Raw genomic sequence first — 20,915 nt, forward strand, 5'->3', positions numbered from 1 at the left:
CGCGAGCGCATGAGACGAGCGCGCCCGCGCGCCGGCCGGTCATTAGAGTGCCGGGCATGCGCGCAGTCTTCTTCGAGTCCTTCGGCCAGCGCCCCCGCGTGGCGGACCTGCCCTCCCCGACCGCCCCCAGCGGGGGCGTCGTCATCGACGTCGAGGCAACGGGGCTGTGCCGCAGCGATTGGCACGCCTGGGCCGGCCACGACGATTCCGTCGCCCTGCCCCATGTGCCCGGCCACGAGCTCGTCGGCCGAATCGCGCAGGTGGGCGCTGGCGTGCGCGAGTGGCGCCGCGGCCAGCGCGTCACTACTCCGTTCGTGTGCGGGTGCGGGCGGTGTGAGCAGTGCCGCTCCGGCAATGCGCAGGTGTGCCCGAATCAGACGCAGCCCGGTTTCACCCACTTCGGCTCCTGGGCCGAGCAGGTGGTCATCCACGCCGCGGACCACAACCTCGTCGCGGTGCCGGAGGACCTGCCCGCCGAGGCCGTGGTCGGGCTGGGCTGCCGGTTCGCCACCGCGTTCCGCGGGCTGCACCACAGAGCCCGGCTCCAGCGAGGCGAGACCGCCGCCGTCGTGGGCTGCGGCGGCGTGGGGCTCTCGGCCATCATGATCGCCCGGGCACTGGGGGCGCGCACGGTGGCGGTCGACGTGGCCGACGGTGCGCTCGACCTCGCCCGGCGCTTCGGCGCCGATGACACCGTCAACGCCGCCGGCCTCGCACCGCAGGAGGTCGCGGACGCGATCGTCGCGGCCGCGGGCCGCCGGCCCGCGGTGACCGTGGAGGCGCTGGGCCGGGAGGAGACGATGAACGCGGCCCTCCTGGCCGCCGCTCCCCTGGGCCGCCACGTGCAGATCGGGCTCTTCGCCCACCCGCCGGTCACCGCGATGCCCCGGGTCATCGGCCAGGAGATCGCCGTCTTCGGCAGCCACGGCATGCCCGCCGCAGACTATCCGGAGCTCGTGGACCTCGTCGCCTCGGGAGCGCTGCGGCCCGCCGACCTCGTCACGCGGACCATCGGGCTCGACGAGGTGCCCGAGGCGCTGGTGGAGCTGGGCGAGCGCACGCGGCCGGGTATGACGCTCATCCGGCCGTAGGCCGTAGGCCGTAGGCCGTAGGCGTAGGCGTAGGCGTAGGCCGGAGCCGCAGCCGCAGCCCGCGGCGGCGCCTGGGGCTGGGCTCGTGTCCGAGGCTGCCTCTTCCGCTGGGTGTGCCGGTGCGGCGGCGCCACCTGCGAATACCCCGCATCCCCGCCGGCCGCGCCGGCTGGGCATCGGATATTCTGACAGGGATACATGCCCCGCGTTCACCGTCAAGGAAGACAGAGGAGTACCGCAATGGATATGCAGACGATCATCTGGATCGTGGTCGGCATCGTTGTCGTCATCGCACTCATCGCCATCATCAGCATCGCCGCCCGCAAGGCGGCCGCCCGCAAGCGCGAGGAGCAGCGCCGCATCGATGAGGCCAACCGCAAGAAGGCAGCGGAGATGCGGGAGCAGAACAAGGAGCAGGAGCTCGACGTGCGCAAGCACGAACTCGAGCTGGAGAACCAGCGCCTCGAGACGGAGCGCACCCGCATCGAGGCCGATCGTCGCGAGCGCGAGCTGGCGGAGGAGAACGAGCGGATCGAGGCCGAGCGCCGCGCCGTGAAGGAGCGCGAGGTGAAGGCCGATGCGCTCGATCCCGATGTCGATGACAAGGGCCGCCGACGCGACGACCGCGGTGCCGCCGCTGGAGCTGCCGGGGCAGCCGAGAGCCGTCGCGAGGAGCGCCACGACGAGCGCGACGTGCGCCGCGACGACCGCGATGCCCACCGCGGTGAGTCCGTGCGCGAGCGCGCCCACGATGCCAAGGAGGGCATCAAGGGCAACAACCCCGACGCTGTGCGCGATGACCGCGGCGAGGGCGTGCGCAACGAGGGCCTCCGCGATGACCGCGACCGCGTCGGCCACGACGACGGCCGCGGCCCGGTCCGCGAGCGCGCCCACGACGCCAAGGAGGGCATCAAGGGCGACAATCCGGACGACGTGCGCGGTGCCGATGCCCGCGGCGGGTTCGGCGATGAGCGCCACGTCGCCGAGCGCGGTGAGGCGATGGGCCGCCGCGGTGACCGCGAGCCGCTGCGCGAGCGCCTCCACGATGCGAAGGAGGGCGTGAAGGGCGACAACCCGGACGGGGTGCGCCAGCGCGATGCCCTCGACGGCCCGGAGTTCGGCGAGGACGGCGGCGAGGGCTACGCCCCGCGCCACTGAGCTCAACCGGACGCCCTGAACCGCGGCGCCCGGAACCACCGGGTCGTCGCAGTGCGGCACCCCCGACGCGACGAGCGCCGGCCGAGACTCACCTCGGCCGGCGCTCGTCGCGTGTGGGGGTTACCGGGATGCTGGGCTTCGGGAACGTCGGTCCACGGCCCGCAGCGCCGCCGGTCCAGTCCACGGGCCCGCGGCGCCGCCGATCGCGGCTGCGCAGCGCACGCCGCGGCTTGTGCTCGATGCAAATGCGCTCCGGTGCCCCGCCCCCGGGGCCGGCCTCAGTCGAGGAGGCGCGCGGCGAGGAGCTCGCCAGCGGGGGCACCCTGGCCCTCGGGCAGGCGCACCCGCAGCGCGTGCGACTCGGCGCTCAGCGCATCGCCGCCCGCCGCCTCGGGGAACCGGAAGAGGGCAATGCGGTGGCCGTCGAACGCGATGAGCGCGGCCCCGTCGGTCTCCTGCACCGCGGGCAGGGCGCGCGGCCCCGAGCCACCGGCCGCGCCCGCCGGGCCGGTGCCCAGGTGCACACCCGGCGCACCGGTGCCGCGCGCCTCGGCGACGTCGTCGCGGCGCTCCTCCCCCGAGTCCTTCTGCACCCATTCATCAGCCGAGGTGTCGGACTCGACGATGCTGCGCAGCAGTTCGGCGGCGAAGACGGGGTCGGCCGTGCCGTCGTAGATCCACCGCCGGCCCAGGATCGAGTGGTCCATCTGGCTGACGAGCGCCGCCTCCAAGTCCGGCACGGGTGCCGGACGGTACGTCAGCGGCACCTGGATGAGGCGCTCGGGGCAGTCGGCGGCGCGCACGAGGTGCACCTCGGCGCCGACCTCGCCGGCGGGGTCGTCGAACCGATAGCTCGACACGAGTTCGAGCTGCGGCTGGTCGGACAGCCCCGCCCAAGCCTGCTGCGGCAGCCAGCGGCTGATCGCCTCGAGCTTGGTGGGTGAGAGATCTGCTTCGTAGATGATGGCCACGGCGCCTCCTTCAGCGGGTCTGACCTCAGCCTACGCGGTGGGCAACCGCGACGCTAAGGGGCAGGGGAACCTGGGATCACACCGCGCCCGTCGACGCGCGGAATCGCCTCGATGAGGGTGCGAGTGTAGGCCGCGGCCGGCGAATGCCAGATCTGCTCCGTCTCCCCCACCTCGACGAGGCGGCCGGATTGCATGACCGCGACCCGGTCCGCGATTTCGCGCACCACCGCCAGATCGTGGCTGATGAAGAGGAGGGAGGCACCCGACTCGGCGGCGAGATCGCGCATGAGCCCGGCGATCTGCGACTGCAGAAACGCATCGAGGGAGGCAATCGGCTCATCGCCGATCAGCACCTTCGGGCCGGCCGCAAGCGCGCGCGCAATCGCGATGCGCTGGCGCTGCCCCCCGGAGAACGCGTGCGGAAAGCGGTCCGCGGCGGATGGCGGGAGGTCGACAGCGGCGAGCAGCGAGCTCAGGTTCCAGCGGTGCGCCGCATCCAGTGCCAGCGCTTCCTCGATCTGGCGGCCGATTCTGCGCCTCGGGTTGAGGGACGCGTAGGGGTTCTGGAACACCATCTGGATGCCCAGGAGTGCCCGCGGTCGCCTGCGCAGCCCCAGCCGCTCGACGCGCGCACCGTCGAAGCCGATCGCACCGGCCGCCGGCTTCTCCAGCCCGCAGATCAGCTTCGCTAGCGTCGACTTGCCGCAGCCCGACTCGCCGACCAGGCCCAATACCTCACCGCGGGCGAGATCGAGGGAGACGTCCTCGACAGCGCGGAAGCGCCCACCGCCCGGCAGGCGGTAATCGCACGTGATCCCATCGAGCTGGAGTATGGACTCGGCCATCAGCGCAGCACCTCCGATCCGGGCAGGGATTCGATCAGCGAACGAGTGTAGGCGTGCTGCGGAGCCGTGATCGTAGCCTCGCGCGGTCCCCGCTCCACGACCACGCCGTTCTGCATGACGACGATGTCGTCCGCGATCGACGAGAGGACGCCGAAATCGTGGGTGACGAGCAGCACGCCCAGGTCGAGGTCGTCGCACAGTTCGCGGAGGAGTCGGAGGACACCGGCCTGCACGGTGACGTCGAGCGCCGTCGTGGGCTCGTCGGCAATGAGGATGCGCGGTTCGCACACGATCGCCGAGGCCACGGCGATCCGCTGCAGCTGGCCACCGGAGAATTGATGAGGGTACTTCTTCAGCGCACCCACCGGGTCGGGCACGCGTGTGCGTTCGAGCGCCTCGGCGGCACGGGAGCGGGCCTGCGACCGTGAGATGCCCGTGTGGAAGCGAAGGTGATCGGTCATCTGCCGGCCGATGCTGAGCATGGGGTGCAGCGAAGCCGCGGGATCCTGGAAGATCATCGCGAGCTTGGCCCCGCGCAGACCGTTGTACTCGCGGTTGCCCAGGCCGACCAGTTCGCGGTCGTCGAATCGGATGCTGCCGGTGATGTGCGTGCCGTCGGGCACCAGGCCCATGACCGACAGCCCGGTCATGGTCTTACCGGACCCCGAGGCGCCTGCTACCCCGGTGATCGTCCCCGGGCTGATGGCAAAGGACACCTCGTCGAGCAGTCGGCGCGCCGCCGACCCTGTCCCGGCCGTCATCGACAGCCCCTCGATCTCCAACAGCGTCATGACGTCTGCTCCCCTACCGTCCTGGCGGTGCGCGGGTCGAGCGCATCGCGCAGGCTGTCGCCGATGAAATTGAACGCCATGACCACAGTGAGGATGGCAAGGCCCGGGAACAGTGCGATCCACCATGCGGAGAAGTTCGCCACCCCCTCCGACACCATCGCACCCCAGTCCGGAGTCGGGGGGACCGCCCCGAGGGAGAGGAACGACAGGCCCGCCATCGTGAGAATCGCCTCGCCGACGCTCAGCGTGCCGAGCACGAGGAGCGGAGAGGCGACGTTCGGTGCGATGTCGACAGCGAGCGAGCGCGGGGCGCTGAATCCCAGTAGCCTGCCTGCCACGACGTATTCGCTGCTGCGCGCGCTCATCACCAGCGAGCGTGCGACCCGCGCATACGAGGGCCACGAGACCAGGAGGATCGCGACGACCGCGTTCTTCAGGCCGGGGCCCAGGGCAGCCGCGATCACCATGGCGAGGATGATCGTGGGGAACGCGAAGACGAGATCGGCGAGGCGCATGATGACCTCGTCGACGAACTTTCCGAAGTAGCCGGCGACCGCTCCCAGGATCGATCCCGCGAGCATGGACGCCAGCACGACCAGCACGGCCACGGGCAGGGTCGTGCGCGCCGCGCTGAGCACGCGCGAGAGCACATCGCGGCCCAGCTCGTCTGTGCCGAGGAGATTTCCGGGACCCGGCGGCTGCAGCCGAGGAAAGGCCTGCGCGAGCGGATCCGCGGGGCAGAGGATCGGAGCGAAGAGGGCGATGAGCACCCAGACGGCGATGATGGCACCCCCCACGATGCCAAGCGGCGTGCGCAGCGCGGTCGGCACGCGCAGCCGCCATCGCGGGATGCCGCGGGCGACGGCATCCGCACCGGCTCCCGGGGCATTCCCCGGCAGTGCCGCACCGTCGGCGGTGCCGTCGGCAGGCTGTGAGCCGTGCAGTGGATTCGGGCCCGTGGTGCGCGTCTCGCGCGGGGCGCTCATCGGACCCTCACCCGGGGGTCGATGAAGCCGTAGATGAGATCGACGAGGAAGTTGATGCCGATGTAGACGATTCCGATCACCAATCCGACGCCCATGATCACCGGGAGGTCGAGCTTGGTGGCACCGCGATAGGCGTACTGGCCCAGGCCGTTCCAGGCGAACACCGTTTCCGTCAGCACCGCTCCCGAGAGCAGCGAACCGAACGCGAGGCCGACCACGGTGATGATCGGCACCAGGGCACCGCGGAAGATGTAGCCGAAGATCACCGTCCGCGGCGGCAATCCCTTGGCCCGCGCGGCGGTGACGTAGTCCAATCCCACCACGTCGAGCACGCTCGAGCGGCTGAACCGGGTGAGCAGCCCGATCGTGAAGAGGGAGAGCACAATCGAGGGCAGCACCAGGTGCGAGAGCGCGTTGACGAAGACCGGCCACTGGCCGGCTGCGAGCGCATCCACCGTGTAGAGGCCCGTGACCTTGGGCGGCGGTTGGAGCCAGGGATCCAACCGGCCGGCGCCGGGGACCGCGCGGAGCTTGAAGAAGAACACGAAGTAGGCAACCGTTGCTATCCAGAAGGTCGGGGCGGATATCCCGATCAGGCTGATCGCCCGGATCGCATGGTCGACGGCGGTGTTGCGCTTGAGCGCGCTCACCAGCCCGAGGATGAGGCCGAGCACCACGGAGATGAGGATGGCGCCGAGGCCCAGCTCGATGGATGCCGGAAATACGTTGGCGATCGACTGGGCTACCGGCTGCCGGGTCTGGTTGGAGACCCCGAGGTCGCCCTGGAGCAGGTTGCCGAGGTACGTGAAGTACTGGACGATCAGGGGCTTGTCGAGGCCGAGCTCCTGGCGGGTCCGCTCGACGATCTCCGGATTGCCAGCCGCCCGGTCGCCCAGAATCGCCTGGGCAGGATCGGCGGGCACGAGGTTGGTGAGCAGGAACGTCACCACGGTGACGCCGAAGATCAGCAGCGCGCTGATCCCCAGGCGGATGAGGATGTAGCGGGCCAGAGGCGGCAGCGGCGCGCGCCGCAGCCTCTGGCCCGCCGGTGCCTGCGCGCTCATTCGGCCTTGGCGAAGTCGAACGAGACGTCAGCGTTGGAGACGTACTTCGTGACCGACTTGTTGATTGCCACATTCGATACCGGCTGGACCACCGGGATGAACGGGCCCTGCTTGTTCAGCGCGGCGTAGAGCTTGCTGTACGAGGTGTTGCGATCGCTCGGCTCCTTGGCGGCGAGTGCCTCCTTCTGGAGCTTCTCCACCTCCGGCGCGGCTCCGGCCTCCCACTTCACGCGCTTGGCGACAGTCCCACCGGGGGTGAAGACCAGGTAGTTCGTCGGGTCCGGGAAGTCGGCACCCCAGGAGCCGATGCCCATAGCCTGCTTGCCGGAGCGGAACGCATCGAGCTGCGTCGACGACGGCGCCGGGGCCAGTTTGAGTTCGATCCCGGCTTCCTTCAGCTGTGATTGCAGGGTCTCTGCCAACTGGGACAGATTCACCCCGTTCACGGTCTGGTCGCTCGCGTAGTTGAACGTGATGGCCTCGCCCTTGTAGCCGGACTTCTTCAGATAGTCCTTCGCCTTCTCGAGATCGCGCTTGAACGCCTGGTCCTTCGGGACGTGGCCGATGAACTCGTTGGGCACCAGGCTTGCCAGCGGCTGCGCCCCCTCGCCCGCGAGCTGCTGCACCTTTTCGTAGTCGATCGCGTAGCGCACAGCATTCTGGAAATCGGCGTTCGAGGTGACGGCGCTGATGTCCTTGCTCGCCGTGTTGAAGACGTACAGGGAACGGGTCGACGGCTGGGTCGCGACGCTGACCTGCCCGGTGTCGAGGTTCTTCACCTGGTCCGAATTGAGATCGAATGCGACCTGGGCCTGGCCTGACTGCACATCCGAAAGCTGCGTTTCCCCGCCGACGTTGCGCAGGACGACGCGCTTGTATTTGGGCGCCTGCCCGCCGAAGTGCTCGTTCGCGGTGAGGACGACTTCGCTGTCTGCGTTGTAGGACTCCACCTTGTAGGCGCCGGAGCCCTGGGAGTTCGAGTCGAGGAACTGCTGTGCTTTGTCCTTCGAATCGGTGGTTCCGCCGTTTTCCTTCACCACCTTCGAGTTCACGATGCCCAGGGAGGCGTTGGGCAAGATGTACGGTAGCGCCGGATTGGGATCCTTCGACGTCAGGGTGATCGTCTTGTCGTCGACCTTCTTGACGTCGACTCCGTCCAAGAAGAACGCAGGATTTCCGCCGATGCCCTGCAGGCGCTTGTAGGAGAAGACGATGTCGTCGGCCGAGACCGGGGTGCCGTCGGAGAACTTGGCGTTCTCATCGGCCATCGTCAGCGTCATCGTCTTCTGATCGGACGACATCTTGAAGCTGCACAACCCGGTCCCGGGCTTGGAGAGGTCACCGTCCTCGAACTTCAGCGCGGTCTGATAGATCGCGTTGTCGAGCGTGGAACCGGTGAACTCGAACTGCCGGGCCGGGTCGATCGTCTGGAGGTCGAAGGAGGACTCGGCCACAAGGGTGTCGCTCGAGCCGCCGCCGCCCGAACCGCCGCCGCATGCCGTCGTGGCGAGGACCGCCGCCACGGTTCCTGCCGCCAGTCCGAACGTGCCAATTCTCCGACGCATGAACGACCTCCGTGTATCGCAGCTTTGATGTGATATGCGCCACTATACATGATGTGAGGAGGCTTTTTGCGCTGCTCCGCACCGCAAGACGGGCGCGGTTCGGAACGGCCTGCGCGGGGCGCGCAGATCACGGCGAGCGCAGGCGTTTGCGCTGTTCACCGCGCCCGTCGACGCGGCGGCTCAGGCCTTGCGCGTGCCCGGGGTCCAGGTGCCGTCGGCCACCTCGTAGTCGGCGAAGATCGCGGGAGCCTCGGCGCGCATGATCTCGCCCACGCGGTTGAAGACGAGGCGGATCTCCTCCTCGGCTCCCGGGGCGGTGCGCATCTCGATGACGTGGCGCAGCGTGCGCAGGTTGGCGGTGTAGACGATGCCCGTGGCCAGGCCCTCGGGCGCGAAGCGGCGCATGAACGACGTCATGTGCTTCTTGTGGGAGAAGTTCGTGCCCTCCTCGTCGAGCCCGAAGTGCTGAGCCATCCACGCCTGGTGCTGCTCCATCTGGTCGAGCAGGGCCAGGCTGCGCTCCATGAGCTCGGGATCTTCGCGCGCCCAGTCGGGGAACCAGAACGGGATGTCCTCGAGGCGCACGTAGCGCAGGGATTCCTGCGAGTAGGCGCTGCCGGCGCGGTGGCGGATGAGCTCGTGGGTGAAGACGCGGGAGACGTTGTGGAGCACGAACGTGAAGTTCGCGTGCTCGAGCACGGAGCCGTGCTGGGAGCCGATCACGTTTCCCAGGTACTGCGCGGAGTCGGTGCGCACCCGCGAGACATTCGGGTTGAGACCAGGCTCCCACGACCGGTAGCACATGCGCCCGGCGAACTCGAGCAGGTCCTCACCGTCGGGGCTGTCCTGGCCCTCGACGCGCTCACCCCACGCCTGGCCGCCCACCTGGTCGAGGTAGGCGTTGATCGACTCCCAGTCGATCTGCGGGCGGGCGATGAGTTCGACCTCGGGCGTCACGTCGCGCACGCGGGGCTCCTTCTGCTGGTTCTGCGGCTGGGTCCGGCGCCGCAGGCGGCACCATGGGTCAGTCTAGTGTCCGGGTGCTTCACCCGGCCCGCGGCCGCCGAGGCGCGGGCGGGCGGGCTGCGCACGCGCAGGCCCGTGCCTGGTCAGGCAGCGTGCTCCCGCCTGCGGCGCCGTTTCACGGCACGCGATGCGTCCACGCCTCGGTGCCGAACTTCTCCGCCACGAGCCGCTCGGCCCGCGCCTCCTCCTCTGCGCTGACGGCCCCGTCGGCAGCGCCCGTGAGGGCTCCGAAGTGCTCGCGCATCCGCTCGATGATCGCCTCGCGCGGCACACCGGTCTGGCGCCGCAGGGGGTCCACTCGCTTGTTGGCCGAGCGGATGCCCTTGTCGGAGATCTTCGCCTGTCCGATCCGCAGCACCTCGACCATCCTGTCCGCGTCGATGTCGTAGCTCATGGTGTCGTGGTGGAGCACCGCACCGTGCGTGCGCTTCTGCGCGGCCCCGCCGATCTTGCCCTGGTCGGAGGTGATGTCGTTGATGGGCTTGTAGAACGCATTGACGCCCAACGACCGGAGGGCGGAGAGCACCCACCGGTCGAGGTGCTCGTAGGACTCCTCGTAGTCGAGTCCGGCGACGAGGGAGGCCGGGCCGTAGAGGGCGAATGTCACGCAGTTGCCGCCCTCCATGAACATCGCACCGCCGCCCGTGATGCGCCGGACCACCTGGACGTCGTACTTCTCCACGCCCTCGGGTCGGATCTCATTGGCGTAGGACTGGAACGCGCCGATCACGGTCGCCCGGTCGTCCCACTCCCAGAACCGGACGGTCGGACCCCGGCGCCCCGCCTCGACCTCTTCGAGGAGGACCTGATCGAGTGCCACATTCATCTGCGTGGGGCGCACGACGTCGTGGATGAACGTCCACTCGTGGTCGTAGAACTCCGTGGCGCCGGCGACCCCGCGCGCCACGGCGTAGGCGATGTCGGCCGGGGAGAAGCCGTGCAGCTGCGCCTCGGCCATGCCGGCCTCCTGGGCGGCCAGGACGAGAGCGCTCTCCAGCCGCTCCGCGAGCTCCGCCTTCGAGGCGCGCACGGGGACCCCGACGAGGGCGGGGGCGAGCGCCCCGTAGGCCTCCTCGGGTTCTAAGAAGAAGTCCCCGGAGATCGTCAGCGCACTGATCGCGCCGTCCTCCACGGCGCCGTCGACGACGACGAGCTTGCCGCCGGGCACCTTGCGCTCGGCGTGGAAGGTCCTGGCCTGTGCGGATTCCTCGGCGTGTGTCATAAGGCCACCCTATTGCGCCGCGCACCCCGTGTCGCGGTGCGGTTCGATGTGGGCCGCGCGGCCTACTCCCCCGTCAGCTCCTTCCACAGGAACCGGGCGGACAGCGCGTGGGTGCGCGCCGCCTGCCGGTTGTCGGCGGCCGCGGAGTGCCCACCCTCGGTGTCCTCGTAGAACCAGACATCGGGGATGCCCGCATCCTGCATCTTCGCCGCCATCTTGCGGGCCTGCACGGGGCCCACCCTGTCATCAGACGTCGCAGTCCAGAACAGCACCGGCGGATAGTCCGCGCGCCGGCGGTCGTCGAACAGGTGGTACGGCGAGAACGTGCGGATGAAGTCCCACTGCGCAGGCTCGCGCGGGTCCCCGTACTCGGCGATCCACGAGGTGCCTGCGCTCAGGTGGACGTAGCGGTCCATGTCGAGCAGCGGGACGCCGCACGAGATCGCGCCGAAGAGCTCGGGGAACTGGGTGAGCATATTGCCCACGAGCAGGCCGCCGTTCGACCCGCCGGAGCAGGAGAGCGCCTGCGGGGTCGTCACCCCGCGCTGGACGAGGTCGCCCGCGACGGCGGCGAAGTCCTCGTATGCGCGCTGGCGGTTCTCCCGCAGCGCCGCCGCATGCCACTGCGGACCGTATTCGCCGCCGCCGCGGATATTGGCGACGACGAAGACGCCCCGCCGGCCGGGCGCGGGACCGGACGGTCCGCGCCCATCCGGGGCGCCAGACGTTCGGCGGCTCAGCCATCCGATGCCGGTGACCGGCGCATAGCCGGGCAGGCGGCTGATCTCGAAGCCGCCGTAGCCGTCCAGGCGAACGGGGTTTCCGCCGTCGAGGGGCAAGCCCGCCTCGGAGATCTGGAAGTAGGGCACCCGCGTGCCGTCCGCGCTCGTCGCGAAGTGCTGGCCGACTTCCAGGCCATCGGCGTCGAAGAGCGCCGGAAGGCTCTTGACGGTCTCCGGCGCGTCTTCGGAGGCCAGACTGCCGCGCTTGAGCGCGGTGGGTTCGAGGAAGCCGGTCTCGATGAGCCAGTAGTCATCGGCGGTCTCCTCATCGTCGGGATCGACCGCGCCCAGGCTCACCGTCTGATTCTGCGTGGGGGCGGGCAGCTCGCGGGCGGTGAAATCGGCGCGCAGGTCGAGGACCCGGTTGACGCACTGGACGTCGCGCAGCAGGGAGAGGACCAGGAAGTTCCGGGTGATGGTCCAGCCCTGGAGCGAGGTCGCGGCGTCCGGTGCGAAGACGATGCGCGGGGCCGCGGTGCCCGCCGCGAACTCGGCGAGGCGGGCGACCGCGAGTGCCCCGGCCGGAACCGTGAACCCCGTACCCTCCCAGTCCGTCCGCGGGCGGAAGAGGATGAGCTCCCGGTCGATGTCGACGCTGATATCGGTGGGGATGTCGATCGTCGTCCAATCCGCCGCCGCGAGTGCTGCGGCGCGGTCGTCCTCGGGCAGCGGGGCGAAGCGCAGGCGCTGGTTGTGGAAGTCGATGACGTCGCCGAGCACGGCGCGCTCGAATCCCGGGGTGTGGTCGACGGCGCCGAAAGCGGTGAGGTGGTCGGCGGGCACGGACATGATCTCCGCCGCGGCGTCGAGCGCCTGGCCGCGCCGCAGCAGGCGCACGCTGGCGGGGTACGACGATGTCGTCATGGTGCCGGGGCCGAAGTCCGTGGCCACGAGGATCGCGTCGGCATCGACCCAGGAGGCACTGGTCTTCGCGGCAGGAACGTCGAACCCCCGAGGGGCGGGGACGAACTCGCGCGCCCCCAGGTCGAATTCGCGCACGGTGACGGCGTCCCCGCCGTCCGGGCTCAGGCTGATGAGCGCGCGGTCGTAGTCGGGCCGGCGCAGCTGTGCGCCGTGGAAGACCCATTCGGTGCCGTCCGCGGCTGCCAGCGCATCCACATCCAGCAGCACGTCCCACTCCGGGGCGGCGCTGCGATAGGAGTCCCAGGTGGTGCGCCGCCACAGGCCCTTGGGGTGCTCGGCATCGCGCCAGAAGTTGTAGTAGTGGTCCCCGCGCTTCGTGGCGAACGGGATCTTGTCGTCCGAGTCGAGCGCGGCGCGCATCTCCTCCGCGCTGGCCTCGAAGTCCGCATCGAAGAACGCCTCGCGCGTGCGCGCGTTCTGCTCGGCGACCCAGGCGAGCGCCCGCTCGCCCTCGATCTCCTCGAGCCACAGGTAGGGATCGGTGCTGGCACGTGCCTCATCGGCGCTGGCTTCGCTCATGCCCTCACCCTAGGCGACGGGCCTGACACGGGCCCGGCACAGGACCGGGCCGCTCAGGCGAGCTCCTCGCCGCGGGTTTCGCGGGTGCACAGCGCCATCGCGGCCACCGCCACGACGACCAGGCCGCCCAGCAGCGCGAACGTCATGGGCAGGCCGAGCAGCGGCCACAGCAGGGAGCCGAACACCAGCGGGGCAAGGCCCGTGGCCACGCGCGAGGCGGCGGACGCCCAGCCGAATCCGGATCCGCGCAGCCGCGTGGGGTAGAGCTCGGAGACGTAGGTGTAGAGCGCGGGGATGGCGACCTGGATGAAGAAGCCGAATGCCAGGATGGCCGCCTTGGCACCCATGCTCAGCGATGCGGTGCCGGGGGCCGGGACGTCACCGGCCGAGCCTGCCCCGAGCTCGAGTGAGAACCAGACGAGGCACACGGAGGCGGCCACAGCGGAGCCGCCGAGTACCCACTTGCGCCCCACGGCCTCGACGAGCAGGGCCGCGGCGACGACGCCCAGGATGCCGATCGCCGTCATCGCACCGGTCACCAGGAAGGCGGCCTGGTCGGCCAGGCCCGCGGCGCGCAGGATCTTCGGCAGCCATGTCAGTGCCGCGTAGTACACCAGGAGGACCGCGACGAAGAGCAGCCACGAGGTCGCGGTGATGATCGGGCTGTGGCGCCAGAGTTCGACGACCTGCCCCGTGCCGGCGCGCAGCCGCTCGCGCAGTCCGGCGGCGTGGGGCATCGGCTCGACGCCCTCGTGGGTCCACTCCCGCGCCTGGGCGCCCGTGCGGGCCACCAGACGGGAGATCACGGCGTCGGCCTCGGCGGTGCGGCCGGCGGAGAGGAGGTACATGGGCGATTCGGGGATGAGGGCGCGCACGGCCACGGTCAGCAGGGCGGGCAGCACCATGACGAGCATGAGGAGGTGCCAGCTGCCGATGCTGAGCAGCCAGGCGGAGGTCAGCGCGCACAGGGTGGCGCCCACGGGCCACCAGCCGTCCATAGCGGTGAGCACGCGGCCCCGGTGCCGCGCAGGGGTGAACTCGCCCACCAGCGCGTAGTCCACCGGGATGCAGCCGCCCAGGCCGAAGCCCGCGAGGAAGCGGAAGGCGCAGAACAGCCAGATGTTCGGGGCGAGCGCGCCGGCCACCGTGAACACGGAGAACACGAGGAGGGTGAGGGTGAAGGCGCGCTTGCGGCCGATCCGGTCCGCGATGCCGCCCCAGACGAACGCTCCCACGGCCATGCCGATGAGGTTGGCGGTGGCGATCCAGGCCGCCTGGCCCACGCTCAGGCCCCATTCCCTGCTCAGGAGGGGGATGAGGAACCCGTTGAGGGCGACGTCCCAGGCGTCGAACATGAAGCCCAGGCCGCCGATCACGAAGATCGCGCCCTGCGTGTGCCACTTCCAGGGCAGCGCGGAGACGACATCGCGGGCGGTGGGCAGCGCACCGGGCGCGGCGCTGGGCGGGGCTGGTCGCATGGGGCCGCCTTCGGGTCAGGCGCGGACAGGGCGGGAACAGACGCGGAATCGTCGGGAGGGGGCGCAGCGGAGCAGGCGCGAGCGGGTGGGGGCAGGCGCCGACAGGATCGTGGGATCGGGCGCCGGCCCGCTCCCCTCACCGCACCCCAGCTCACCGCACCCCAGCACCCGAGGCGCGGGCCGGCTGAATCGCGAGCCGGCGCCTCGGGCGCGGGACTGTGGGCCTGTGCGGGCTGAGCGAGTGTGCGGGCTTGCCAGCGGGTGCGCGGGCATGCCGCAGCGGGTGGGCAGGCGCGGTGAGCGCCGCTCAGCCGAGCGGCTCAGGCGAGCTGGACCATCCAGCCGTCGGGCGCCTCGGCGCGGCCGTACTGGATGTCGAGCAGCGCGCGGCGCAGCTTCATCGTGACCTCGCCGGGCTCATCGCCCTGCGCGATCTCGAAGTCCTCGGCGAGCACGCCGCCGATCGGGGTGATGGCCGCGGCGGTGCCGCAGGCGAAGGCCTCCGTGATGGTGCCGTTGGCCGCGCCCTCGCGCCACTCGTCGATCGTGATGGGCCGCTCCTCGGGCGTGAGGCCCAACGAGGGGGCCATGTCCAGGATGGAGCGGCGGGTGACGCCGTCGAGGATCGTGTTCGACACCGGGGGCGTGAGGAGCGCGCCTTCGCTGGTGACGAGCATGATGTTCATCCCGCCGAGCTCTTCGAGGTAGGTGTTGTGCTCCGCATCGGTGAAGAGCACCTGCTGGCACCCCTTCTGCGCGGCCTCGACCATCGCCTCGGTCGACGCGGCGTAGTTGCCGCCGCACTTCGCGAAGCCGGTGCCGCCCTTGCCCGCGCGCTTGAGGTTCTGCGACAGCCACAGCTTCACCGGCTTCACGCCGCCGGCGAAGTACGCCCCGGCGGGCGACGCGATGACGTAGTAGTCCGCCTGCTGCGTGGGCCGCAGCCCCAGGAACCGCTCCGCGGAGAACATGAAGGGGCGCAGGTAGAGGCTGACCTCGTCCGTGTCGCTCTGGGGTGTGGGCACCCAGTCGGCGTCGAGCGCGACAAGCTCGCGCAGGGAGTCCACGAAGTCGTCCTTCCCCAGCGCCGGCAGTGCCAGGCGGTGGGCGGACTTGCGCAGGCGCTCGGCGTTCTTCTCCGGCCGGAAGGTCCACACGGTGCCGTCGGCGTGGCGGTAGGCCTTGAGCCCCTCGAAGACCTCCTGTGCGTAGTGGAGCACCGCGGCAGCGGGGTCGAGCACGAGCTGCCCGTAGGGCCTGACCTCGCGGCCGTGCCAGCCCTGTTCGTCCGTGTAGCTGATGTGGGCCATGTGGTCCGTGAACTGGGTGCCGAACGCCGGCGTCTCGAGGATCTTCTCGCGCAGCGGTGCGGCGAGGGGCTGGGGGTTCTTGAGGACTTCGAATGCGGGCATGGAAAACCATCTCTTCTTGCGAATCGTGTGAGCAGCGCCACGCAGCAGTCTAGTGCCGGCCGCGGGCTGCGGGGCAGGCGGGGCGCGCGCGGCAGCGCCCGTCCCGGCGGGGCCGGACGCGTGGCCGCGCCCCCAGCATCCTCAACGGACGCGTGGCCTGTTCTGGGGGTGTCGGCGGGCCGGCCGGCCCCGGAGCCTCACAGGAACCGGCTGGCCGGCCCTTCGGGAGCGTCAGCCGATGCGCGCGGCGATCGCGTCGCCCACCTCGGACGTCGAGCGCTTGGCGCTGCCCCGCTCGGCCAGATCGGCCTCGACTGCGGCGGTGATCGACTTCGCGGCGACGTCGAGGCCCAGCTGCTCGGCCATGAGGGCACCGGACAGGATGGCCGCGGTGGGGTCCGCGATGCCCTGCCCCGCGATGTCCGGGGCGGAACCGTGAATGGGCTCGAAGAGGCTGGGGCCCGTGCCGTTGACGTTGAGGTTGCCCGACGCGGCCAGGCCGATCCCACCCGTGACGGCGGCCGCGAGGTCCGTGAGGATGTCGCCGAACAGGTTGTCCGTTACGATGACGTCGTAGCGCGCCGGATCGGTGACGAGGTAGATCGTCGAGGCGTCCGCGTGCTCGTAGTTGACCGCGACCTCCGGGTAGTCCTGGGCCACGTGCTCGACCACGCGGCGCCACAGGTGGCCGGCGTGGGCCATGACGTTCGTCTTGTGGACGTAGGTGAGCTTCTGCCGGCGCGCCCGGGCCTGCTCGAACGCGAAGCGGACCGTGCGCTCCACCCCGAACCACGTGTTGACGGAGACCTCGTTGGCCACCTCCTGGGGGGTGTTGGTGCGCAGGCTGCCCCCCTGGCCGGTGTAGGGCCCCTCGGTGCCCTCGCGGATGACGACGAAGTCGATGTCACCGGGGTCCTTCAGCGGCGAGACGGTGCCGGGGTAGGACTTCGAGGGCCGCATGTTGACGGCGTGGTCGAGGCCGAAGCGCATCTTGAGGATGATCCCGCGCTCGAGCACGCCCGACGGCGTCGTGGGGTCCCCGCACGCGCCGAAGTAGATCGCGTCGAAGCCCCGCAGCTCCTCGAGCTCGGCATCGGTGAGGGTCTCGCCCGTTTCGTGCCAGCGCTTGGCCGAGGCCTCGAAGTGCTTGGTCTCGAGCTCCACGGCGGCACCGCTGGCCTCGATGGCGCGGTTGAGGACCTTGAGCCCCTCGGGGATGACCTCGACTCCGATGCCGTCGCCGGGCATGACTGCGATCTTGTATGCGCTCATGCGGCGAGCCTACGGCCCAGTCTCATGATGCGGTAGCCCGTCTCAGGATGCGAAGCGTAGGCCGGTGCGTCGGGCGGTTCATCGGCCTCGGGCACGACTCACCCCGGGCTCTGATGCTTCCACGAGCTTCCACGCGGTGTTTTCCTCTGTGCGCATCCCTTAACGCCTCGCCTGGTGCGCGGGCCAGCGCAGGCCACGCCTGCCAGCGGTCCGGCGGACCCGCCTGCCGCGGGTCGGCACCCGGGCAGGTCCGGGTAATGAGACGCACATCGCGACAGCCTCCCCTGCCGCGGCCCGATTCCCTAGAATCGGCCCATGCCGAATTCCATTCGCAACGAACGCGCCGCCAGCCTCCCCGCCAAGCTCTCGCGCAGCTGGCTGCTCACCAGCGCCGCCAAGCCGGAGCTGTTCGCCGACGCGCAGAAGAGCGAGGCGGACTCGGTCATCTTCGATATGGAGGCCGCCGTCCCCGAGGCACAGAAGTCCGAGGCCCGCGACAATGTCGTCGCGGCGCTGTCGGACGGAATGGTCGGCTGGGTGCGCATCAACGGCAGCACCACCGAGGAGTGGGAGGACGACCTCGAGGCGATGCACGGCCTGCCGGGGCTGCGCGGCATCATGCTGCCCAACACGGAGCAGCCGGAGCAGGTCACGCTCACCGCGATGCGCCTGGGCGCGGGCGTCCCGGTGCTCGCCCTCATCGAAACGGCCCTGGGCATCGAGGCCGCGACGAAGATCGCCTCGGCGCCGGGGACCTTCCGGCTGGCGCTGGGCACGAACGACTTCCGCAAGGACACCGGTGTCGGCGACGACCCCATCGCGCTCGCCTACGCCCGGTCCCGCCTCGTCATCGCCACGAGGGTGGGCGGCCTGCCCGGCGCGATCGATGGGCCGTCGGCCGCCGGAGCCGGCAGCCACACCGTGCACGAGGACTGCGCGTGGACCCTGAAGATGGGCATGACCGGCAAGCTCGTGCTCAATCCGTCGCAGGCGGCGATCGTGAATGACTCGCTCTCGCCCAGCGAGGACGACCAGACGTGGGCCCGCGACATGCTCGAACACCAGGACGACGCGGAGATCGTCGACGGTTCGTACCTGCCGCGCCTGGCCCGCGCGAAGAAGATCGCGGCACTCGCGGACTCCTACGGACTCTGGAAGCGGTAGACACGAGCTGAATTGTTGCTCTTAGAATTCCCCTATGGCCTCCGGTGGTGTCATAGCGTCGAAGCAACACTCCCGGTCGGCGGGGGTCTGATCGGTGGAGTGTGCGGATGGCGCGGGTGGGGTTGTCGTTCAGTGACAGGTCGGAGATCTCGACGGCCTCGAAAGCGGGCTGGTCGGTGCGGAGGATCGCCCGTCACCTGGGGCGTTGCCCGTCGGTGATCTTGCGGGAGCTTCACCGGAACTCGACGAAGACCCGCGGCTACCAGGCCGTGACCGCAGACGTCAGAGCGCAGCGTCGGCGGGCTCGCCCGCAGCAGCGGAAGGTCGCGGGGGATCCGGTGCTGCAGGCGAGGGTGGAGGCGGATCTGGCCGCGTCGTGGACGCCGAACGAGATAGCGGGCCGGTTGCGTCTGGAGGCGACAGACCCGACCGTTGAACGCATGGCGAACTCTCCTGACGCACGCGGCCGAACCGTCTCCGGTGAGGCTATCTACCAGTACATCTACGCAATCCCGAAGGGTGAGCTCGCCCGCAAGGGCATCTTCCTGCAGTCCAAGCGGACCAAGCGCCGACCACGTACGACCGGGCGGACGCGCGGTGGCCCAATCGTAGGTATGGTCCCGATCGCGGAGCGAGGTGAGGACGCCGCCCAGCGTCGGGTGCCGGGGCACTGGGAGGGTGATCTGATCATCGGGAAGAACGGCACCTCGTGCGCGGCGACGCTGGTGGAGCGGATGAGCGGGTTCACCGGGCTGCTGGCCCTGCCCTCGAAACACGCCGAGCCAGCCGCTGACGCGGTCATCGAGTTTTTCAACGACCTGCCCGAGATGATGAAGGCATCGTTGGCGTGGGACCAGGGCAGCGAGATGGCCCAGCACGCGAAGGTCTCCCTGGCCACGGCGATGCCGGTCTACTTCGCCGATCCCCACTCGCCCTGGCAGAGGCCCAGCAACGAGAACACGAACCGGCTCTACCGGGAGTATCTGCCCAAGGGCACGGTGATCCCCGATCACCAGCCCTACCTCACCACCATCGCCGAGGAGATCAACAATCGACCCCGCCGCCGACTGGGCTATCTCACGCCCACCGAGGCATTCGCTCGACTGCTCGCCGGCGAGCCCCATGTTGCTTCGACGCCTTGACATCGCCTCCATAGAACAATGGGAATATGCGGCAGTTCCGACCATCATCAGCGGCTGGAGGAACGACACCGAGCAGTTCGAAGAATTCATGCAGCAAATCAACCTGATGGGCATGAACGGCTGGGAGATGACTACTGAGTCGGTAATTCATACAAAAGGCTACAGTGGATCGGAATACCCAATGTTGTTTTTCAAACGGCGACTTCCCGCCGAACCAAACGAGGACGCTCGGCACTAGATTTTCGTTCACTTCTATCGCCACGCTCGGGACGATCGCACTACGTGAACCGGAAGCGCTCGGCAGGCGGGATTGCCATGTCATTCCCAGCCTCTGCGTCCTACGATCGAAGTGCGCCGACCGGCGCACCGAGGACGGTGCCAGCACCGCCTCGCAGTCATGACCGAACAGGGCGGAGACCCTCTTCGCCCCATCACCGGTCGAGGCAGCGCTGTGCCCCTGACGATTGGATGATCATGGCCGATTACGCAGCAATCATCACCTTCCCCGACGACGCGAAGACCTTCGAGGCGTTCTCCAAGCTCAAGAACTCGCCCAGCTACATCGACGCCGGCGCCATCGTCGAGCGCAGTGAGGACGGCCACTGGCGCGTCGTCGATGCGACGGACGCCTCGATCGGCGGGGGGCTCGCCGGCGGCTCCGTGATCGGCGCCCTCGTCGGCCTGCTGGGCGGCCCGCTCGGCATGCTCCTGGGGTGGGCCACCGGAGCCGCAGTGGGCGGTGCGGTCGACGCCTCCCGCGCGGCGGACACCTCTGATGTGCTCTCCGACTTCGCCGCGCAGGTGCGCCCCGGTTCGAACGGGCTCATCGTGCAGGGCTCGGAGGAGGGCATCCCGGCCGTCGACGCCATCGTCGGCGAACTGGGCGGTGCGCTCATCCGGCGCCCGCTCGACCAGGTCCTCGATGAGCTCGATGCCGAGCGCGAGGCCGCCGAGGCCGCTGCGGCTGCCGCCCAGGCAAAGCTGCGCGAACAGCACCGCTCGGAGCGCCGCGAGAAGTGGCAGGAGCGCTGGGACGAGATGCGCGATCGCCTGATCGGCAAGGACAAGGACAAGAAGGCCTGAGTTCCACCCCGGCGGCGTGTCCCCCGCGGGGGACACGCCGCCGTCGGCAGGGGCGTGGGGCACCCTCGACGGCACCATCGACACCGGAACCGGGTGCGCCACCGTCGGCAGGGGCATGGTCCCGCGGGCCGCTGGCAGCCTGCCGGTTAGGGCCTGACCTTGTTGGGTGCCGTTGGAGCCGCCGGCCACCGCCACCCTCACCCGCTCTTGCCCCCGCTTCCCACCGCTGAGAGGTCATTCTCGTTCGGTTCGCCCAGCGTCAACCGAACAGGAATGACCACTCGGCGAGGGCTCCGCCTCCAAAGGGCGGGCGCCCCGCAGGCTCGGAAGTCCAGCGGGCATCCCCGCCCCGCAGGCCAGCGCGGCCCGCAGGCTCGAACACCGCGGGCACCCGCAGACCCGCACGCCGCTCGGGCACAC

Annotated in this window: 18 protein-coding genes; 6 read left to right on the forward strand and 12 right to left on the reverse strand. The window is 69.9% G+C overall.

Going from position 1 to position 20,915, the window contains the following annotated elements; all coding sequences use genetic code 11:
• Window positions 1-56 precede the first annotated feature (56 nt).
• Window positions 57-1,091, forward strand: a complete 1,035-nt coding sequence (locus tag BRM1_RS05880; RefSeq protein ID WP_268529241.1) for an alcohol dehydrogenase catalytic domain-containing protein — start codon at window positions 57-59, stop codon at window positions 1,089-1,091.
• Window positions 1,092-1,331: 240 nt separating this feature from the next.
• Window positions 1,332-2,249, forward strand: coding sequence for a hypothetical protein (locus BRM1_RS05885; RefSeq protein ID WP_268529242.1), 918 nt, complete (start codon window positions 1,332-1,334; stop codon window positions 2,247-2,249).
• 278 nt (window positions 2,250-2,527) lie between these two features.
• Here the strand turns inward: BRM1_RS05885 and BRM1_RS05890 are convergent, their stop codons facing one another.
• The 12 genes from BRM1_RS05890 to BRM1_RS05945 form a co-directional block, all read right to left on the reverse strand.
• Window positions 2,528-3,220 carry a maltokinase N-terminal cap-like domain-containing protein gene (locus BRM1_RS05890; RefSeq protein ID WP_160952069.1) on the reverse strand — a complete coding sequence of 231 codons (693 nt, stop codon included), beginning with the start codon at window positions 3,218-3,220 and terminating at the stop codon, window positions 2,528-2,530.
• 53 nt (window positions 3,221-3,273) lie between these two features.
• Window positions 3,274-4,065, reverse strand: a complete 792-nt coding sequence (locus BRM1_RS05895; protein WP_160952068.1) for an ABC transporter ATP-binding protein — start codon at window positions 4,063-4,065, stop codon at window positions 3,274-3,276.
• Window positions 4,065-4,856 (reverse strand): ABC transporter ATP-binding protein, encoded by a 792-nt coding sequence (locus BRM1_RS05900; protein WP_160952067.1) that lies wholly within the window; start codon window positions 4,854-4,856, stop codon window positions 4,065-4,067. Before BRM1_RS05900 ends, BRM1_RS05895 begins: the two co-directional genes overlap by 1 nt.
• Window positions 4,853-5,842, reverse strand: coding sequence for an ABC transporter permease (locus BRM1_RS05905; RefSeq protein ID WP_160952066.1), 990 nt, complete (start codon window positions 5,840-5,842; stop codon window positions 4,853-4,855). Before BRM1_RS05905 ends, BRM1_RS05900 begins: the two co-directional genes overlap by 4 nt.
• On the reverse strand, window positions 5,839-6,906 hold the full coding sequence (locus tag BRM1_RS05910; protein ID WP_160952065.1) for an ABC transporter permease: 1,068 nt from the start codon (window positions 6,904-6,906) through the stop codon (window positions 5,839-5,841). The genes BRM1_RS05905 and BRM1_RS05910 overlap by 4 nt, the downstream gene beginning before the upstream one ends.
• A complete protein-coding gene (locus BRM1_RS05915) occupies window positions 6,903-8,471 on the reverse strand; it encodes an ABC transporter substrate-binding protein (protein WP_268529248.1) in 1,569 nt (522 codons plus the stop codon). Before BRM1_RS05915 ends, BRM1_RS05910 begins: the two co-directional genes overlap by 4 nt.
• Window positions 8,472-8,651: 180 nt before the next feature.
• The gene (gene thyX, locus BRM1_RS05920; protein ID WP_160952063.1) at window positions 8,652-9,437 is read right to left on the reverse strand and encodes an FAD-dependent thymidylate synthase; all 786 of its coding nucleotides are present in this window, start codon (window positions 9,435-9,437) and stop codon (window positions 8,652-8,654) included.
• A gap of 175 nt (window positions 9,438-9,612) precedes the next feature.
• The gene (locus BRM1_RS05925; RefSeq protein WP_160952062.1) at window positions 9,613-10,719 is read right to left on the reverse strand and encodes a lipoate--protein ligase family protein; all 1,107 of its coding nucleotides are present in this window, start codon (window positions 10,717-10,719) and stop codon (window positions 9,613-9,615) included.
• Window positions 10,720-10,781: 62 nt separating this feature from the next.
• Window positions 10,782-12,944, reverse strand: coding sequence for a prolyl oligopeptidase family serine peptidase (locus tag BRM1_RS05930; RefSeq protein WP_160952061.1), 2,163 nt, complete (start codon window positions 12,942-12,944; stop codon window positions 10,782-10,784).
• 53 nt (window positions 12,945-12,997) lie between these two features.
• On the reverse strand, window positions 12,998-14,422 hold the full coding sequence (locus BRM1_RS05935) for an MFS transporter (RefSeq protein ID WP_268529253.1): 1,425 nt from the start codon (window positions 14,420-14,422) through the stop codon (window positions 12,998-13,000).
• Window positions 14,423-14,742: 320 nt separating this feature from the next.
• Window positions 14,743-15,834 carry a branched-chain amino acid aminotransferase gene (locus BRM1_RS05940; protein WP_160952059.1) on the reverse strand — a complete coding sequence of 364 codons (1,092 nt, stop codon included), beginning with the start codon at window positions 15,832-15,834 and terminating at the stop codon, window positions 14,743-14,745.
• 231 nt (window positions 15,835-16,065) lie between these two features.
• Window positions 16,066-17,106 carry a 3-isopropylmalate dehydrogenase gene (locus tag BRM1_RS05945; protein ID WP_268529257.1) on the reverse strand — a complete coding sequence of 347 codons (1,041 nt, stop codon included), beginning with the start codon at window positions 17,104-17,106 and terminating at the stop codon, window positions 16,066-16,068.
• A gap of 315 nt (window positions 17,107-17,421) precedes the next feature.
• On the opposite strand from BRM1_RS05945, the gene BRM1_RS05950 reads away from it, so the two are divergent.
• The 4 genes from BRM1_RS05950 (at window position 17,422) to BRM1_RS05965 (ending at window position 20,495) form a co-directional block, all read left to right on the forward strand.
• A complete protein-coding gene (locus BRM1_RS05950; protein ID WP_268529259.1) occupies window positions 17,422-18,270 on the forward strand; it encodes an HpcH/HpaI aldolase/citrate lyase family protein in 849 nt (282 codons plus the stop codon).
• A 107-nt stretch (window positions 18,271-18,377) separates the two neighbouring features.
• The gene (locus BRM1_RS05955) at window positions 18,378-19,412 is read left to right on the forward strand and encodes an IS30 family transposase (protein ID WP_268529261.1); all 1,035 of its coding nucleotides are present in this window, start codon (window positions 18,378-18,380) and stop codon (window positions 19,410-19,412) included.
• Window positions 19,393-19,650 (forward strand): hypothetical protein, encoded by a 258-nt coding sequence (locus BRM1_RS05960; RefSeq protein WP_268529264.1) that lies wholly within the window; start codon window positions 19,393-19,395, stop codon window positions 19,648-19,650. Before BRM1_RS05955 ends, BRM1_RS05960 begins: the two co-directional genes overlap by 20 nt.
• A gap of 230 nt (window positions 19,651-19,880) precedes the next feature.
• On the forward strand, window positions 19,881-20,495 hold the full coding sequence (locus BRM1_RS05965; protein ID WP_268529266.1) for a DUF1269 domain-containing protein: 615 nt from the start codon (window positions 19,881-19,883) through the stop codon (window positions 20,493-20,495).
• Window positions 20,496-20,915: the final 420 nt, after the last annotated feature.

This window comes from Brevibacterium sp. BRM-1 (genome assembly GCF_026802075.1).
GTDB classification, from domain to species: Bacteria; Actinomycetota; Actinomycetes; order Actinomycetales; family Brevibacteriaceae; genus Brevibacterium; species Brevibacterium rongguiense.

Excerpts from the sequence above, each read along its gene's own strand:
- BRM1_RS05880 (WP_268529241.1), top strand. The coding sequence starts at position 57 with ATGCGCGCAGTCTTCTTCGAGTCCTTCGGCCAGCGCCCCCGCGTGGCG.
- BRM1_RS05885 (WP_268529242.1), top strand. The coding sequence starts at position 1,332 with ATGGATATGCAGACGATCATCTGGATCGTGGTCGGCATCGTTGTCGTC.
- BRM1_RS05895 (WP_160952068.1), bottom strand. The coding sequence starts at position 4,065 with ATGGCCGAGTCCATACTCCAGCTCGATGGGATCACGTGCGATTACCGC.
- BRM1_RS05900 (WP_160952067.1), bottom strand. The coding sequence starts at position 4,856 with ATGACGCTGTTGGAGATCGAGGGGCTGTCGATGACGGCCGGGACAGGG.
- BRM1_RS05905 (WP_160952066.1), bottom strand. The coding sequence starts at position 5,842 with ATGAGCGCCCCGCGCGAGACGCGCACCACGGGCCCGAATCCACTGCAC.
- BRM1_RS05910 (WP_160952065.1), bottom strand. The coding sequence starts at position 6,906 with ATGAGCGCGCAGGCACCGGCGGGCCAGAGGCTGCGGCGCGCGCCGCTG.
- BRM1_RS05915 (WP_268529248.1), bottom strand. The coding sequence starts at position 8,471 with ATGCGTCGGAGAATTGGCACGTTCGGACTGGCGGCAGGAACCGTGGCG.
- BRM1_RS05925 (WP_160952062.1), bottom strand. The coding sequence starts at position 10,719 with ATGACACACGCCGAGGAATCCGCACAGGCCAGGACCTTCCACGCCGAG.
- BRM1_RS05930 (WP_160952061.1), bottom strand. The coding sequence starts at position 12,944 with ATGAGCGAAGCCAGCGCCGATGAGGCACGTGCCAGCACCGATCCCTAC.
- BRM1_RS05935 (WP_268529253.1), bottom strand. The coding sequence starts at position 14,422 with ATGCGACCAGCCCCGCCCAGCGCCGCGCCCGGTGCGCTGCCCACCGCC.
- BRM1_RS05940 (WP_160952059.1), bottom strand. The coding sequence starts at position 15,834 with ATGCCCGCATTCGAAGTCCTCAAGAACCCCCAGCCCCTCGCCGCACCG.
- BRM1_RS05945 (WP_268529257.1), bottom strand. The coding sequence starts at position 17,106 with ATGAGCGCATACAAGATCGCAGTCATGCCCGGCGACGGCATCGGAGTC.
- BRM1_RS05950 (WP_268529259.1), top strand. The coding sequence starts at position 17,422 with ATGCCGAATTCCATTCGCAACGAACGCGCCGCCAGCCTCCCCGCCAAG.
- BRM1_RS05955 (WP_268529261.1), top strand. The coding sequence starts at position 18,378 with ATGGCGCGGGTGGGGTTGTCGTTCAGTGACAGGTCGGAGATCTCGACG.
- BRM1_RS05960 (WP_268529264.1), top strand. The coding sequence starts at position 19,393 with ATGTTGCTTCGACGCCTTGACATCGCCTCCATAGAACAATGGGAATAT.
- BRM1_RS05965 (WP_268529266.1), top strand. The coding sequence starts at position 19,881 with ATGATCATGGCCGATTACGCAGCAATCATCACCTTCCCCGACGACGCG.